Origin of the sequence: Methylobacterium sp. Leaf94 (genome assembly GCF_001426045.1) — a bacterium.
Lineage (GTDB): Bacteria > Pseudomonadota > Alphaproteobacteria > Rhizobiales > Beijerinckiaceae > Methylobacterium.
The window spans coordinates 1-16958 of record NZ_LMRM01000017.1 but is presented as its reverse complement, the minus strand read 5'-3'; the positions used below and the strand labels follow the sequence as shown (position 1 = coordinate 16958).

The 16958-nt window shown below is 57.0% G+C and carries 9 protein-coding genes; 1 reads left to right on the top strand and 8 read right to left on the bottom strand.

What is annotated here, in order from left to right; translation table 11 throughout:
- Window positions 1–181: 181 nt before the first annotated feature.
- Genes ASG63_RS11585 through ASG63_RS11565 form a run of 6 tightly spaced genes read right to left on the bottom strand, consistent with a single transcriptional unit; the run spans window position 182 to window position 11619 of the window.
- The gene (locus tag ASG63_RS11585; protein WP_244479882.1) at window positions 182–3034 is read right to left on the bottom strand and encodes an ATP-binding protein; all 2853 of its coding nucleotides are present in this window, start codon (window positions 3032–3034) and stop codon (window positions 182–184) included.
- The gene (locus ASG63_RS24165) at window positions 3031–5940 is read right to left on the bottom strand and encodes a DUF1156 domain-containing protein (protein ID WP_082559282.1); all 2910 of its coding nucleotides are present in this window, start codon (window positions 5938–5940) and stop codon (window positions 3031–3033) included. Before ASG63_RS24165 ends, ASG63_RS11585 begins: the two co-directional genes overlap by 4 nt.
- A gap of 2 nt (window positions 5941–5942) precedes the next feature.
- Window positions 5943–6584: a retron system putative HNH endonuclease gene (locus ASG63_RS24160; protein WP_082559273.1), complete on the bottom strand. Its 642-nt coding sequence runs from the start codon at window positions 6582–6584 to the stop codon at window positions 5943–5945.
- Between the two features lies 1 nt (window position 6585).
- Complete coding sequence (locus ASG63_RS11575; protein ID WP_056216202.1) at window positions 6586–7917, bottom strand: AAA family ATPase; 1332 nt, start codon at window positions 7915–7917, stop codon at window positions 6586–6588.
- On the bottom strand, window positions 7917–11426 hold the full coding sequence (locus ASG63_RS11570; protein WP_056216200.1) for a helicase-related protein: 3510 nt from the start codon (window positions 11424–11426) through the stop codon (window positions 7917–7919). The genes ASG63_RS11575 and ASG63_RS11570 overlap by 1 nt, the downstream gene beginning before the upstream one ends.
- Window positions 11416–11619, bottom strand: a complete 204-nt coding sequence (locus tag ASG63_RS11565; protein ID WP_056216198.1) for a hypothetical protein — start codon at window positions 11617–11619, stop codon at window positions 11416–11418. The genes ASG63_RS11570 and ASG63_RS11565 overlap by 11 nt, the downstream gene beginning before the upstream one ends.
- Window positions 11620–13291: 1672 nt before the next feature.
- On the opposite strand from ASG63_RS11565, the gene ASG63_RS11560 reads away from it, so the two are divergent.
- Entirely contained in the window at window positions 13292–14149 is an 858-nt protein-coding gene (locus ASG63_RS11560; protein WP_056216196.1) for a hypothetical protein, read from the top strand.
- Between the two features lie 174 nt (window positions 14150–14323).
- Here the strand turns inward: ASG63_RS11560 and ASG63_RS11555 are convergent, their stop codons facing one another.
- On the bottom strand, window positions 14324–15457 hold the full coding sequence (locus ASG63_RS11555; protein ID WP_156394168.1) for a hypothetical protein: 1134 nt from the start codon (window positions 15455–15457) through the stop codon (window positions 14324–14326).
- A gap of 183 nt (window positions 15458–15640) precedes the next feature.
- Window positions 15641–16783, bottom strand: coding sequence for a hypothetical protein (locus ASG63_RS25250; RefSeq protein WP_156394167.1), 1143 nt, complete (start codon window positions 16781–16783; stop codon window positions 15641–15643).
- Window positions 16784–16958 lie beyond the last annotated feature (175 nt).

The window sequence follows — 16958 nt, the reverse complement described above, 5'->3', positions numbered from 1 at the left end:
GCGTAACGCCGAATAGTCCTGTCAACCTCGATGTGACGCCTGCCGACCCCGAGGAGTGACGTCACGCGGGGGTATACCCCGCCGTGACCAGTATTTGCTCGCGCGGCTTAAGAAATCCACAGTACCGCCAGAAGACATATCTTCGTAACTAGCATGCGGTGCGCAGATGTACAATGCGCTCTCATTCCCAAGAGGCTAATTTTAGGCCAAGACTGCTAGCGTTTTCCAAAATAGCGCGTTTCATGCCATCGCCCACCCCGCCTGGAAACTCCGCCGAAATTTCCACTACAACGCGCACGGTCGCATTAGGGTCGGACACAAGGACAGATATTATTTCCTCGGCGATCTGCACAAGACGGATCTTTGCGGTCGCGGATGGAACCTCAGCCGAACCGTAGAAGGCTTTCGCCTTTGCAGTAGCCGACGGAGGCGCGATCGGCACCGGCCCAAGCGATACGCTTACGCGCTCGGGAACATCGGCACTCGGCACCTCCGCCACACCGCCAAAGATCGTGGGAGAAGCCTTAGAAGCCGGAGGCTGTGCTTGTCGATTTGCGTCTTCATAGGCTTGAGCCGCTTGGGGCTCGATCAAAAGCAATGCGTCGTCGAAAACGACATTGCCACCGCCAAAGGCAAAGCCCTCGAACTTCCCATCAGTCTGACCGTAGGCAATGCCGAAAAAGTCCTTGCTAGCTACTCCGACGCGGATCGCCTGCGCAAGAACATCCCGTGATTTGAGGCGCGGCATATAGAGATAGCGCAGAGTGTCCTCAAAAAATTCGGTCGATCTTGCGACGTTCTGCCCATTTTTCCAGTAAAATTCTTTGAGCTTGGCGCGGAGGTGGATCGGGGACCAAGTGGTGATAAACAACTCATTGTCGGAGCATACCCGCTCAATCTCACTGCTGACGGAGCCGCCACTCGTGCTCAGGGCGAAAGCCTCGACGGTGGGTTTTGGATCGGTCGCCGCATCCTGCATTGGGCAAAGCAGCCATTTGTAGCATTCGCGAACAATGCGCGGCAGAGATTCTTCGGTGCTCCTCAGTTCCTTTTCTGCTTGGTTCTTCTGCAAGAGATCGATGTTGAGCCGCCCCTCTTTGACGTCCTCTATAATCGAATCCCAAGCGAGTGTTACGCGCGCCGCGTCATTGAGTCGGGACATAATTCCGTGATCTGGGGCAAGAAAGATAAGCCGATTACTGCGATAACGCGGCTTCGCGCCATTCTTGCTTATGATCTCAAGCACCGCTTCGAAAGCGAGCTTATGCTCCTCACGGGCGTACCAAGTCTCAGGTGGAAGGACGATCAGGCGCAAGGCGGTGTCGTCCGGGACATCGCCATGCGGAACGAAGACATGCACACCGTCGAAGAAGGTAGAATTGCCGACCGTCTTTTTCAGGACTTCCGCGATCTTGCTTCGCACCTCTGTCCGGTCGTCAAAGCGGCGCTTCCGATCTTCCATCTCACGCCGCAAATTGGCGCGGGTATCGAACCAAAAGCGGGTTGCATCCTGTCCCTTGTCACCGGAGGCGTTAAGGTAGTGAAGCCGATCGGCGAGCCGGCCGAGCGCGTCGGCATAGACGGACGCGGTCTGCCCCGGCTGAAGGCAGCCGAGAATGATACGCGCGCGGTCGAGGCCGCGCGCGGTCACCTTCGAGGCGACCGAGGACGGGGCGCTGCCGAGAAAGACGGTGCGTGCAATACGGCGAGCCGCGCCAACTTGACCGAAGCGTGGCTCCTTGCTCTCCAAAGCGGTTGTCTCGGCGCGATCACCGTCGATGTCGCGCTCGATAACTGCATCCCAGCCTGCGGGCAGGTAGTAGGTCAATTCATTTCGGCTGCTGCCGTCATGAAGCGGCAGGCTGCCCGGCATGATAAGCAGGTCCTTGTTTTCGTCCTTCCACAGCCGGTAAATGATTTTCGCCATAAGTTTCAGGACGCCGCGCGTCCGTTGAAACCCGTCGATGGTTGTCCAGTCTTCATAGAGACGGTCGAATACCTCCGGATGAATCGGATAGGCGTGCACGAGTCGGTCGTAGTAGTGCCGTTCTTGTGTGTCGGCTGGAAGCTTCACACCCTCGGCGACATAGGCGTTAGCGAAGGCGCGACACACAGCCTCCAGGGTCTTCTCGTCGTGCACCGGCTCGAAAAGCCGGCGGCGTACTATCTCGAAGGCTTCCTCAGTCGCCACCGGCTTCCAAAGCGCCTGTACGCGCCCGAAAGTCTTTTCGAGGGCGCGCAACGCTCCGACACCGCGCTGACTGCCCGCCTCAAGGTCGGACTCAGGCAACGATGCGAGCACGATGGCGCGCGGTACCAGCTTTACGGCTTCGGTGAGAGCCTGCACGAAGGAAAGATTGGAGTCGTAGCTGCCGCCGCTAATCGCCTGCGACTCAGCGAACTGGCGGATATAGGCTACCAGCTCATCAATCAGCACGACACATGGGGAGTAGCACTCCAGAAGTTCGCGCAGCACGTCCTTGCCGGGGGAGGTGCCAGTAGCGTCGGCCTCGGCTACAAGCGCGAACGCCTCCGCACCACCAAGCTGCCATGCAATCTCACCCCATAGGGTCTTGATCGTTTGGCTCCCACGTTTCCACGGTTGGCCCGGCGCGTGCGCGGTGCCATCCAGCACCGCGACGCGGGCCTGCGGCACCTCCATCAAGCCGGCTCGGTCAACCAGCGCCGAGATGCCAGCGAGGTCGGACAGCGCGCATTTGCGGGTGGCAAGGTGATAAACGGCAAGCATAGTATGCGTCTTACCACCGCCGAAGGCAGTCTGAAGCTGCACCACCGGCTCACCGCCCTGGCCGGAGAGGCGCTGAGCAACCTGCGTCAGTAGGAGCGCCATGCCTTCGGTGATGAACGTCCGGTCGTAGAACGCACTGGCATCCTGATACTCGCGGCTGGCTTTCCCAGTGTTGACCGCCGTGATGTCGGCTGCAAACTCGGATTGCTGGAACGTGCCCTCGAGCACATCCTGATGGGGTATGGCCACTTCTCGCCAAGGCTTCATCGTCGGACGTTCCTTCATCCAAATAGGTCGCCTTGATGCGCCTTCGACGCCGCTGCGGCGGCCATCTCAATAGCGCTCCAGCTCGTTATGATCTCATTATAGGCACGAGCGTCCTCGGCCCAGCCCGCCCGCTCACAGAGCGTATAGAGTCGATAGGAAAGCTGCCGTGTCGCCTCGGCTTTGGCCAAGACGGCTGCAAGCACCTTGCCAGCGCCACTCTCACCATCGGCTTTGAAGATGCGGATGAGATGATGAAGGGCTTCCCACACCGGCAGACGATCATCGCCGAGCGGATTCCAATCAGACGGGTATTCAGCCCATTTCAGAAGCCGGACAACACCACCGGTAGCAAAGAGGACACCCGACTGCTTTACGCCGTCAACGCTCGTCCCCTTGGCACGGGCAAGCGTGTCAGCCTCACCGAACCGCCCCTCTTTCCACCCGTTTTGTTCGAACCAGTGAAGACAAAATTGCGTGTCGTGATCGAAATCATCTTCGGCGATAAAGCGATTGATAAGTTGTAGGGCTGTCCGCACTGTCATTGGCGTTCCATCCGCCTCGAGAACTGAGGCGTATTTTGAGAACACCGCCATGCCCGGGCCAATAATCGCTTGGGAGAGGTCTACCGGGGCGACAGGTGAACGATCCTCCCCCGATCCTTTCGTCATCTCGTCCAAGGCTTGAGGGAGAGTTTGATTCAGCTCTCTCAAGAAAACGCGACGCGATACAGAGACAGCATCTTCAGATCGACGTTGGCATACAAGTATAATACTTGAAGCAAGGGCATTTGAGCCCATGCCGCGCATACGATATTCTTGTTCGCTTCGCATCGGCCAGGTGCCAGTGATCGCAAATCCAGCGCGCATAACGGCTTCGAGAAACGTATCCCAGCCTGTACTTGACGTACCTGCTGCATCATCAGTCTCGGATTGCTTGAACGCATAATAGATGGTCAATGGGAATGCAGGATGCGCTTGCTCGGCGAGCTGGCGCATAGCTTGAGTCATTCCCTTCAAAAAGAAATGCTCCGCTTTGATTTGGCCACCGTGTCGCTCAGGGGTTGCTACAAGTTCATCGGATTTTGGCGTCGTCAATGTCGCAAACAGATTTGGGTAGATGTCCCGGCACGTTGCACGCAGCCAGACATAAAAGAAATCTGAAAGATCCGCATATCCGACGTTGTCGTAATAAGGGGGATCGGTAGATACGACTTTATTATTTGATATCTCCTGGTTCATTGCATTTGCCTGGAGAGCAGCGCCATGCATGCGTGGCTCTACAACCGATCCAGCAATCAATGCTTCGTGTGCGTATTTGACAGCATTATCCCAACAGATGGAGGAATTTCCGAGAAAATTGGACTCCGGAAAATCCCACGTCATCGGTATTGCTTGGCGTGTGAATAAGTGCATGACTTGTTGCCCGGAAGGCTTCCAAGTCGCAAGGGCACAACCAAAATCTGCCAAGCGGCTGATTGCGAAAGATAAGTAAACTACTACTGCATTTGCATATGCTAGCGGCCCCGAGCCGCCAGCTTCAAGGTGGCCAGATCGGCCGGAGACACCGGCAGCAATGGCATCAGCCTGAATCTTATCCGCCACTTCTTTTACCAGATCGCTGAGAGTTGTAAGGGCAACGAGCTGCCTGCTAGTGAATAGATCGCTCCATTTTCTCATTCCGTAATTGCCAACACGGAAACCTAAAGCGCCCTGGAAAAACTCGACATCAGGCTTCCAAGGCGGCTCAGCGGATAGGGCCACAGATTCATGCATTGCCGTCGGCGACAGATAGGCCCGACCACGCATGCCCTCAGCTATCACCGCCAGTAAGCGTATTCCCATGCGTCCTGCCTGAGCCTCGGCTCTTGCATATTCTGCACTGATTGGGGCGCCGGAGAGCAGGCATCGAAAGTTGCCTCGCGTGAGTTTTGTACCCGCCTTGATCTCCACTGGAGGCGTGCCCGTCCGAACAACGAAGCGGTAGCTATCGCCCTCGATGACGGGTTCGACGTACGATTGCTTGCCATCTTTACTGGACAGGACGAATGTAGACGCAAGCGGGACGTCGACATGGCGGAAAGCAGGATTAGGGCTTTTCACCGTTCTTGCCCACATCCACGCTATTACTGTAAGTTTCTGGCCGACGAGGGGCTTGAGATCGGAACGTCCTTCAGCCAGCTCAGCGGTGATCGCGGCAGTCGGATACAGATGACCGATGCGTCTTCTAGCTTCGTCTCGAATCCATCGGCCATAGAAGCGCACGTCTTCAGCCAGCCCTTGCGGCCCTTTCCACTCCCGGCCCAACAGATCTCTATCGCTGCGTATTTCTGAGTTTACCGGCGGACATCCCGCAAATTTGGCCGGGATCTCAATCATTGCTTTGTTAATCAGAACAGCAACGGGGTTGAGATCGGAGGCGTAGGCTTCAAGGCCCAGACGCTGAGCTTCAAGTGGTAGCGCACCGCCACCAGCGAATGGATCGTGGAAAGCAGGAAGCACTTCGGGGTCAAATAGCTCTCTAGCTTGTGGATGATCCTTATTTAACTCGCACGTCTCTCGCCATGATTTGAATATCTCAAGCGTCGCTTTCTCGAATACGGAATGGTTTCTCGTATTTTCCCACTTTATGAGTTCCACAATGATTGAGAAAAGCCTTTTGCGGCTGGCTGCCCAACTAGCCTTTAAGTTGCTTGGCGGAATCTTGTCGGGATTGCTCAATTCCCATTTCCAAGACGGATCATTGACCAGTTGACCAAAAAGCACGGCCCGAGCAGCGGCCAACGGCCGTCGCGCCCACCACAGATGAAGACCGCGCGGGTGAGCACCAATTCCAGGCATTTTTTCGTAAGCGCATGCCTCATTGATCGCGTCCAGCGGCAACGCAACTTCAATCAACTTCTTTGGAATCCTGACGGTAGCCGTCATTTTCATTCTCTTTCCGTCAGTACATGCCTGATTGCGGTGCAGAACGGCAGATCTTGCGCGATCTCCAGCTCCATTTGAAAGAAAGCTCGAATTTCATCGAGTGACCAACCTTCGTTGAAGGCGGCATCCGCGTCGTCTAGGTACCCAGATACGGCCGCCTTCCGCATTGCGCGAAGGCGGCCCCACTTGGCATCAAGCGAAAATACCCGCAGCGTCTCGGCCGCTCGTCGTTGATCAAGTAGAGATAATCCCTTGCGGATGCTGATTGTCCCATCGGCGCGAAAGATAAAAAAGGTGTCGGGATCCTCATCGCATGGATTTATTAGGTCAGAAATGTCGTATGCCTCTGCACCACGATCCTTGAAATGGCCGCACGAACTCCTCTGATCACATGACGAAAAAAGATTTTTCCAATCAAAGGAGAGTGCAGGATGTAGGCTTTTCCGTCGGAAATGTTCTATGTGCTGACCGAGAGATACTACATCACCTTCGCAATAAGCGCAGCAATGGCCTTGCATAGCTATAAGCTGCGCTCTGATTTCCCTTTTGTGATCGGAAGACACATCACCCCATGTATGCGCCCCGTGTGTGTAAGTGCCAAGGCAAGCAGGCGCTGGGCAGGTGGCGCGATCGAGTTTCCGCATGTCAAGTGCCGTCCGGCCTACTTTTAACGAGGCGGAACCGTTGGAAGCGGATAAGGCGATCGGCCTCCAGCATGACCGAATGGCTTTCCCCATAATGCTCGATCAGGCGTTGCCGCAAGGCGGATGCTTCCTTCCCTTCGGCTTCGCCCGCCTCGATGAGCTTGCCATAGGCGCTCAGGGCGGCCGATTCCTCAATCTGTGGAACCGGGTCTACGTCCATCACGGTTGCCAGGACATCTGCGCTCTCGACGCCTCTGGTCTGAATCATTGGTGTCTCAATCATCGACACACCGTCGGTGATATGGAGGACGCGGATCGACGACTTTTCGACCGTTGAAAGCACATGCGGGCTGTGCGTGCTGGCAATAATTTGTAGCGCCGGGAAGGCGCTTTGCAGCGAGCCAAGCACTTGCTGCTGCCAACGTGGATGCAGGTGCATATCCACCTCATCCACTATGAGGACGCCGGGGGTGTCGATCGCCGCCCGATCGCTCAGTTGCGGATTGAGGCTGGCGCAGCGTCTCGCCACATCGGCTACAAGCGCAAGCATGGTGCGGACACCATCGCTCAGCATGGACACCGGCAGCTCGCCTCGTGTCTCGTGCTTGGCCATCAAGGTATGAAGCTCGCTATCCCAACGGAGGCTTGACCAGCCAGTCGGTTGTAGAACCGTGTCGGTGGCAGACTTCACGCCTTCGATCATCGCAAGATTGGCTTGGAGGCTCTCCCGGAATGAGGGTGATGCCGTCTGCCTAAAGCGATGCTCAAACCATGCTGAAATGCCCTTGAACGATGATGAAGACGTGAGGCATTCGGTATAGCCGGTGACGCGCTCCTCCACATTGGCAATGGAGGAACGACGATACTCGGTCTGCCGCTGTTCGCTCCAAAGGCGACCTGTCCCGTAATATGCGATGAGCGGCAGGACTGCGTCGTTAGATTGAAACTGCCTTGCCGCGTCCTTCATGGAGGCGAGGTGTTGCCAGCTAGGGCTGACCCGCTTCGCATAAGACTTGACCGCACTGCTCCAGGTAACGGCTGTGTCCCGAACGGTAGCTTGCGCTTCATATCCAGTTGGCAGGCTAGGGGACATCCCGCGCTCAAGACCGGGGATCAGGCGAACGTCGCTCCGCTCAATGCGCCGGACCCTCTCCGGCGGATAGATTGCGTTAACAAGAACCGAGAGCGCAGCTCCAGCGGCGTCGAGTACGGCGGTCTTGCCGTTGCCGTTCTCCGCGATCAACACAGTCAGCCGATCGTGGAACGTGATGTTGCAATGGGCGAAGCAGCGAAAATTCGTCAGCGATAGCTCATTGAGGCGCATCGCGATCATTAAGCCGCTGCTTTGGCGAGCAGATCGCTCATATGAAAGTTGATTGATGCGACCCCCCACCCCGGTTCGCGATCGAACGGGCTGAGAATATAGTGCGGACCATCAACGGCGTCGTCTTCGCCGACTATGACGATCGCCAGCACGAACTTGTCGCCCTGATTGAAAGCGTAAAGCATTTCGTTGCGGGTGATCGTGATTGTACTTGCACCTTTAACTCGGCCCTTAACCTCGATGTGCCTGGGATTGGGCTGCTTGCCATCGACAGGTGGAGGATAGGAAGTCAAATCCCAGCCACACTTTGCAGCTGAAACATCGATGACGCGGCAGCCGCGCGCTTCCTCAGCCTGCCGGACGGCGGACATGGCAAGATACTCGATGCGCGAGCGTGCCGCAGCGTCGGCCGCGAAGGTGGCCGCCACCGGATCAATGGGCTCGTCGCCGCGCAGCTTGTTCATCAAGCCCGCTGGCACAATGAGGGCTGCGCCCAGCACGACCGGCGTCCCGTTCACAACATGGCGCATGGCCTGGAGCTCTTTCTTCCGAGTATCTAAGCGGCTCTGAAGTTCACCAAGCGTGCGCTCAACGTTCTGGAGGTTGAGCCGCACATCTCTTCCGGCATCAGCGTCGTCCTTCAGCTTCATCCAACGGTCCTGCCAGAATGCGATTTCCTTGCTCAGCCGCTCATGGACGGCGTTCAAGGTCTTCTCCACGTGGTCGATACGCCGCTGCGCGACCTCGCCATAGTGCTCCGGTACCAGCGTCGTAGCAGCGAGGGACAAGGCACGCGCCTCCTGGCCGGAGGACAGCCAAAGCGCGTCGAGCACGTCCTTGAGGGAGGAGCGATCGGTCTCCGGCAAAGGCTCAAGGTCGAGGTGAGGTGCCCATCCGGCGAAGCTCGCCTGCCCGTTCGGGCCGACCCTCACAAATTGCAGGCGCTTGGACAGCACGGTGTTGTCGCCGGACTTGATCTCATGTGTCAGCAGGTACAGCAGCGCCGGATCGAGCCCTTCATCGGACGGATCAACCAGGATTGAACCCTGCCGGAGAAGGTTGGTGTGCTGTTGCATGATCATATCTGACATGGCGAGCATAAGCGGATGGCCGGGGTGCATGAGAACGGCGCGCTCTAGCCCTGCCTTATCAAGCGGTTGGATGGCCTGACGTTCAAAGCAAATGCGGCTGTAGCGCCGCAAGACGGGCTCATGGTCGCGACGGTTCCGGCCGGTGAGGCGGCGATCACGATCCCGGATTGCCGATGGAACATGGCTTATTTCATACCGGTCAGCTTCGCGCTGATGCGCCGTGCCGCCGAGCGCGTTGAGGGCCTTAGAGAAGAAGGCCCGGACGAAGTAGGGTTGAAGCCGCCGGGCCTGCGCCCTGTCCATTTCCTCCTTCACTGCAAACAGGCGCTCAGGACTCATGGTCTCCTGAGCCAGCGCGTTGCGGTTCAGGAGGGACTTCAGATGGTCCTGATCGAGCGCTTTGTCGATCTTTTGGGTGAGACGAGCGCGGACATCCGGGCGATCACCGTAGCGGATCGCTTCGACTAGCAGTTGCTTCAAGCTGGTTTCCTCGAAGACTTCGCCGAGAATGTCGAACACACGCCCATGCAACGCTTGGCTTTCAACCTCTAGCTTGAGAAGTAGACGGTGATAAACATCACCCTCGCGGGTTTCTTTTGCGACGAGATTCCATAGGTGGCAGACCTCGGTCTGCCCTATGCGGTGGATGCGGCCAAACCTTTGCTCTAAGCGATTTGGGTTCCAAGGCAGGTCATAATTGACCATGAGGTTCGCGCTTTGAAGGTTAACGCCTTCGCCCGCAGCATCAGTTGCTACCAGCACGCGGACATCCTGGTCGGAGCGGAAGAGCGTCTGTAGACGGCGGCGCTCGTCCCGATGAGTGCCGCCATGAATAGTCACGATGGCATCAGGATTACCGAGCACGCCTGCAATCCGCGCTTGAAGATAGTTAAGGGTATCGCGATGCTCTGAGAAAATAATGATCTTGCGCTGACGGCCGGAGGCGTCGCGCATTGCGGGATTGTTCTGAAGTATTCTGGATAGCTCATCCCATTTTCGATCCTGCCCGGAGGCGACGACGGCCTTCGCCTGTTCCTCCAGTCCTTTCAGGATAATAATCTCAGCTTCCAGCTCAGCGGAAGTCTTTGCGGCGGTCGCGTCGTCAATCAGGTTTTCTTCCAGCGACTCCTGATCCCCCGCGCTGAGGTCGTCTTCGTCCTCCGGTGCGGCGGCATAGGTCTCGACGTGAGCATGCCGGCCCTTTATGCCGAGCTTCTGGTCGCGCAACCGGTTCCCTAGCCGCTCGCGACGGCGCTTCAGAGATTGGAAGATCGCTTCGGGGCTTGAGGCAAGCCGCCTTTGGAGCGCGGTGAGGGCGAAACCGACCGAACCTTTGCGCGCACCTTCGAGTTGGTCCGCCTTGCCCATTTCCGTCTGAACATAGTTGGTGACGGCCTCGTACAAGGCTGCTTCGATGCGGGAAAGTTCGTAGTTAACCGTGTACGCCCTGCGCTCTGGAAAAAGCGGTGTACCGTCGAATTTGATTAGCTCCTCCTTCACCATGCGACGCATGAGGTCGGACGCATCGACCTTGTGAACGCCGTCACGGAACTTGCCGTAGAAGCGGTCGGAATCGAGCAAGGAAAGGAAGAGCTGGAAGTCCTCTTCCTTGCCGTTGTGAGGCGTCGCCGTCATCAGCAAAAGGTGTCGGACATGCGCGCCCAGCTTCTCGGCGAAGCGGAAGCGGCCGGTTTTTTCAAGTTTAGAACCGAAGTAATGAGCTGAAAGTTTGTGTGCTTCGTCGAAGACAGCGAGATCCCAGCCGGGGGCGCAGAGCTTTTCCTGAAGCTCCTCGTTTCGAGAGAGCTGGTCGAGCCTGACAATAAGTCGCGGATAGTCGTCGAACGGGTTGCCGCTCGGCGAAGTTTGGTCCATGACCGAAGAATAAATGTAAAATTCCAATCCGAATTTTTCGTAAAGTTCGTCCCGCCATTGCTCAACAAGGCTGCCGGGCGCGACGATCAGAATGCGATGCGAATCCGCACGCATAATGAGTTCGCGGATGTAGAGGCCAGCCATGATTGTCTTGCCCGCACCTGGATCATCAGCCAAGACGAATCGCAAGGGCTGCCGGGGCAACAGCGCCTCATAGACGGCGGTGATTTGATGAGGCAGTGGCTCTACGTTCGAGCTGTGGACTGCCATCATAGGATCGAACAAGAAGGCGAGGTCAATGCGCTTCGCCTCACAAGCTAGCTGGAACGCCGCGCCGTCACCGTCGAAGGAAAAAGGGCGTTCGGCCGTGGCGACATCGACCGAAGGCTCGTCTCCCCTGTTTAGAAGCCGTTCCCTCATCACGCCGTCCGGCGTCCGGTAAATGAGCTGGACGGAGCTTTCTCCGAGGGGGAGGACTGCAACGGCCGTTACGATCTGGGACGGCTCGATTCCGGATAGGCTCAGCCCAGACTTAATTTCTTCAAGCTTCATATTGGGAGACGGCTTTCGTTTGAGTGCGAGAGTCCCACGTCACGCGCGCACCTTGCGCGCAGGGCATGATGCAGTGCGTCGCCAGGATGCACAGGGCCACGGCACGGCCGAGCTTTGCTTCGTGACCGAGGAAGTCCTTCTGGAACAGGGTCGCAAGCTGCTCCTTCGTGATGGCATTCAGCGTGTTCGTCATGAACGAGATGGCGGCGGTCGCATCTAGTGGGCAGCGGGTAAGCGCGCACTAATCGGCTCGCGCGTTCTCAAGTTGAGCTGTAGCTATTTCGCGCTGGTCGCCAAGCCGAATTTTGTCAGCATACGGCACTGCCAGTAGGAGACGGAGCTCCGGCTGTGAAGATCTGCTGCGAGAGCCACCCGCCCGCCTCCTGTGCCCCTTCCACAATCCGGCTCAAGACACTGAACGTGCAATCGAACTGCAGATGAGATGCAGTCACGATCGGCATAGCCGTGCGGTGACCTATGGAACCTGTTTTCGGCCTCGCTCAGAGTCAACTAGCCCGAAGAGCGCGACCGGCTACCTTCGGCTGTGGCGCTGGCTCTGGCTCTGGCGTTCGAGCGTATCCCGACACGGCGCAGCCGGGGAAGCCGACGGGGCGCTAGCCGAGCGGTTCTGGGCCGAGGCTGGGTCAGCGCCGCAGATTGCGGCAGACACCTCCGACAAAGCCGCGTTCTCCGACCGAGAGTGATGCCGTCTGCGCACCAGCCAGAAGCAGCGATCGACGCAGCAGTCAGGCCGCATTGTACCTGCTCCACAGCAAGCGTGATTCGATTGGCAGATTACCCACTACAGGCGGAGCTTCGTATGTTTCAGGTCACCCAGCGCTCGAGTAAGAAGCTGGGTAGTCCGTCATCATCGAGTACAAACCAGTACAAGCAAATTCAAAATGTGGGTTAAAACGTGGGCCTACCGCCCCAGTCGTTCCAAATTTGCGAGGTATAACAGCCGATTAAGTCCCATGAGTGGCGGAGAGGGGGGGACTCTCGCGACCGATCCATAAAAACTTATGATAGCAACGGCTTACACGATCCGCCAAGAAACGTGTGTACCACCGAAGTGCCCGATTGAATGCCTCCTGGCAAGGGCTGTTTTGACCATCCTACAGATCGAGGAGCTCTATCCTTGAATGGCTTACCGGCAGCCTTCCCTGGCCGCGCAGAAGGTCCGCCGCCGCTGGGGGTGTCATCAGGTCGCCAAGGGCTGGGACACCGTTGAGGTTGTGGATCCCCACGAGGAGACCCTGCAGTCCCGAAAGGACCTGTCGACGTCTATCGTTCTCCCGCGGGTGCGGCGCAACCACAGGCGTTCGTTGACTGGGCGTTCGGTGAGGCAGCCTCTCCGTCGAGGGAAGCCAACGATGTCGCGCAGGAGCCCTGGCGCCTCCTGAAAGCGGACGAGCAACCACGATGGACGCCGCCCTATTATCGGGCGGCGTTCCTGTTTCGCGTCCTCGCGCCTTCCTGCAGGGCGCATGCAGAACCGGGTGCGGCCTTGGCCTTTGCGTGAGGCTGGATCAGCCATAGAGAAGCGGTGCTGAAACTCTCGCTTCGGCTCGATCACGAGGAATCGGTTTCCCATGAGCACGACCCGACCCCTCTGGGGAAACCTCGCAGGTCCGCCGGTCCGGTACTCCCCAATTGTAGGCGGGCAACAGGGAACCAAATTCGAAGGCTGGATCAAGGTCCGTCTATGCCACGCTCCCCGCCGGTCCTACTTACTTCCGGACGTCCTCATCGGGTTTGGGGGAACCCGCTTTTTCGTCCCGAGCTTCTTCGGACCACCACGTCTTGCATTCGGTTTACCGGCTCGATCCAGATCAAGCGCTCGGGTTCATGAGGCGAAACTCAGCTTGGACGTCGCCGCGCCACGAGGCCAGACCGCAGTGCGCCTGGAAGTCACTTTCCAGTCTGATGGACACGTGCACTCCTATGAGGATGGAGCGCAGCTATATCGCTGCACCTACACCGGCCCGGCCAGCACGCGCCTCGCGCCGCACATCTCCGGACGATGTGCCCGGCTTCCAGACGGCGATTTCACCATCGAGGTCTTTCACCACACCACCGAACCAACGGTAGACAAGATCCTAGCGAGCGGCGAACTCTGGTCCGGACCGTACAACCTGGCCGGTACGGCCAAGCTCGACAACGTCTCGCACACCTATTTTACGACGTTGCCAAAGATCATTGATGAGGACGACCTCCGCCGGATTGCGATGAGTTCCGGGGGCCAGATCGCGTTTCAGACCACGTCGGACAGGTCACACGAGGAAGCATTGGACCTTCCGGTCTACCGCAGCTTCACGGCCGACCGCACGGCGACATTGGCGTTTCATGTGCCTTGCGGGATCGCGGCGCCCGCCCACCTCCTGTTCCATCCCTACGTGGATCCAAATCCCGCCTATTACGAAGTCGTTGGCTCCGAGATCGTGCGGGTAGCGATGAGCCCAGGCGCGACGCTGCGGTTCGTCGACATGAGCATCTCGCCGCTCCAGTCCGCCTTGAAGCGTTTCGACTACGTTGTGGAGGGTAACGCCTCTACAGTCGCGGGGCTGGAAGCACCCATGCGGGAGGACACTACCTCCCAGGTCGCCCACCTTGAAAAGCTCGACCAAGGTCTGGACCTGTTCGAATTTTGGCGCAAGAATCAGAACAGCGACCAGCATTCCGGCCGGTCGTTTGAGGCGCGGCAGATGCAGCCGCCGGCTTGAAGGCTGAGGCGGCCATGAGCACGACCGACCTCTCCCAGGGAAGCAGATTTGATGGTTCGGTTAAGGGCTGGCAGTGCCACGCCTCCAGTCGGTCCCATGGTAACCTGGGGTGATTAGATATTGGGTCGTAAGTCGAAGCCCCTTGATCCTCGAACGGCTAGCTGACGACCCTCTTCACGGAGTATCCTTCACCTGCTCTACCATCCAATCTAAGGCCGAAATTAGCTTGGCCGGCCCATTCACGTCGGCAGCCACCCGGGCCAACGGCACTGCCGCCCAACCGCTTAACGATGTCTCCTTTAAGTCCGTACCTTCTATCTCGGCGAAACGTCGTAGCAACTCGCGCCGCCGATCCATTTCGCCGAACACTGGCTTGCCCTCCAGCGACTTGAACTGGAGCCAAATCTTGCCCTCTGTTGAGAGATAAGCCGGATTGATCGCTACGCCCTGTGGCTTCAGGAGCGGGTAAGCCGATCCATTTTCGCGACCGGTACCAAAAACGATCGGAAGTCCGGTGCCCCTCATCCAATCCATTACCGCCGCTGCGACCGAGCATACTTCTGGGGGAAACTTGTCGCCGAAGGCTGTCATAATGCGCTCCTCAGTCCAGCGGCTTCCCTTGACCGCCTCCTTGCGGCCGACTGCTTCCCGGGTTTGGCCGAAGACAACGGGCACGATGGTTCGAAGTCCCTGACCGGCGAATTGTCGGAGTTCGAGGGCCAGGACCTCCGCCGGGCTCATCTGCTCGTTCAGGAACTCAACGATGCGTCGCAGCTCCGAGGGAATGTGGTCGGCCACGAACAACAGCCGCAGCTTGCCCGCACGAATGTTCGTATCTACAGCAGTCCAGAACCATTCAGATGTTACTTCGGTGCCCAGGAATTCAGCGAGTACAACGTCGCTTTCCGTTCCTGCCTCACGGCAGGTGGCCTCGAAGGTGGATGAGATCCTATCTGCACTCCAGAAAGACTGAAAATTTGAGGCATAGTCGAGCATCTGACCGACGACCTCGCGACGTAGGCGACTATCCGTCTGTCGCTTGACCTCAACCAGGGTCGGTACGCCATCCTGATCCAAGAACAGATGGTCAAGAGACCAGCGAACGGTTTCCTGCTCATGGCCAATGGAAAGCTCTGGCTTCACGAGGATGAAGCGTCTCGGATTTTCAGGGTCAATCTGGTCGCCCACCAGCAAGGATGGGAACCTAGAGAGCAGCCTCTGGAAGTCGACCTCCTTCTCGAAGTGCGCCGGCAGCATGGGGACGAGGGCTTCATCACCCTGCAACACGAACACTCCAGATGGCAACATGAAAGCTCCTCATTTTGGAAAGCTAAGGACCTTCTAAGGTCTTAGGATCTATCCTAGGTCTGAAAGAAAAAAGCTAGATTGGCCTGAAGCGATCCCGTCCCTGATCTCGTATCCGTAGTCTGACCCATACTGCAATGTTTTGGGAGGGCGGCCAGATATGACCTTCTACCTCAACGCAAGATATCAGAGCTTAAACGTTTCGAACGATTCAAGATTATCGACCTCATCAAATAATCCAAAAAATGAACCGTCTGGAAAAATGCTGTAATCCTGGCGCGCAGGTCGATCGCTCGTACTGTCTTCTAATTCTTCTCTACCATATTCCAAGAGGCTGCCTTCGTTTCCAGCGAGGGCTTCAACGATTGCCTTCATTGCACGCACATCCAATCCGACGCATAGCCAGCGCTTTGATGTTACCTGCGGAAAGAGGCTGGAGACCGCAAAGCGACGTCCGGCAATCTGAATGATAGGTAGCGTGATGGGAATTGCATCTCGCAATTCGTTTCTACGAAGGCTGGACGCAGCTAGGTCAAACCCCATGACGTATAACCAAGACGCGTAATTGTGCCTTCGTACCCAAGCTTCGGGAACATCTATAGGCTCTGATCCCACCTGCGCAGGTGGGTCGACATAAATTAACGTTGAGGTATCACCCGCCCCACTCTCACGAAAACAGCTATATACAGCGAAACCCTTCGTCGCCGCGGGGACAATACGGGCCATCCAATAATCAACCTGATCGACTAGAGCCGACTTCAAAACGGACTTTACTTTTGTAGGATCATTACTCGCCAGTGAAAAGGAACCTTTAGACTCCAAAATCATCCGCTCCATTTTCATCGTTTCAAAAATGAAGTCAGCAGCTTTCTTCGATTTTTTAGGAAGAGAAGCGATATGATTTGAAACGATTGGATCCGATGCCAAGTGCCCAACAAAGGAATAGCCTTTTTCCTGGGCAAACAAGAGGGACATGCCCTGGGCCAGCCGCCCACTTAGACTGGAACGAACGAAGTCGTTGAGGGTATCTACACTTCCAGCGAAAAGACTAAAGGTTGCTTTTCCTTTGAAATTTACGATCTGATCAACCTGAAGAAGGAACCCTATCCCCGGCAATAAAAAATTACGCTGGATGAGATAATCTGCTTTTACAACTGCGTGCGCAAGTTGCCAGCCAGTAAACTGAAGGTCTGGCCGCGGTTGAGCAAATTCCAACCAGACTGGGCCATTCGGAAGGCGCTTACTGCGGATATCTGTTTCTAGCCATTCGTACACATTCAATCTCTGCGTTCCAAACGCAGCCAACAACTGCCCCAATCCCCCGAGCATAGTCCGCCTTCTCCGTTTCAAGAAAGGTCATTCGAACATTGATACCCCCTTGTCATTAAATAATCTGTGACGTTATACCAAGCCTCGCTGAGCAGGACTCACGCGGGGTAGCGTCGGCATCTCGGTCGTGATTCATTCCTGGGTTTGGAGCCTGAGGAGGATGCGATGGCTGCTC

Bases quoted from the DNA above. Each gene is read 5' to 3' on its own strand.
- ASG63_RS11585 (WP_244479882.1), bottom strand. From the start codon at position 3,034: ATGAAGGAACGTCCGACGATGAAGCCTTGGCGAGAAGTGGCCATACCC.
- ASG63_RS11565 (WP_056216198.1), bottom strand. From the start codon at position 11,619: ATGACGAACACGCTGAATGCCATCACGAAGGAGCAGCTTGCGACCCTG.
- ASG63_RS24160 (WP_082559273.1), bottom strand. From the start codon at position 6,584: ATGCGGAAACTCGATCGCGCCACCTGCCCAGCGCCTGCTTGCCTTGGC.
- ASG63_RS25250 (WP_156394167.1), bottom strand. From the start codon at position 16,783: ATGCTCGGGGGATTGGGGCAGTTGTTGGCTGCGTTTGGAACGCAGAGA.
- ASG63_RS11555 (WP_156394168.1), bottom strand. From the start codon at position 15,457: ATGTTGCCATCTGGAGTGTTCGTGTTGCAGGGTGATGAAGCCCTCGTC.
- ASG63_RS24165 (WP_082559282.1), bottom strand. From the start codon at position 5,940: ATGACGGCTACCGTCAGGATTCCAAAGAAGTTGATTGAAGTTGCGTTG.
- ASG63_RS11575 (WP_056216202.1), bottom strand. From the start codon at position 7,917: ATGATCGCGATGCGCCTCAATGAGCTATCGCTGACGAATTTTCGCTGC.
- ASG63_RS11570 (WP_056216200.1), bottom strand. From the start codon at position 11,426: ATGAAGCTTGAAGAAATTAAGTCTGGGCTGAGCCTATCCGGAATCGAG.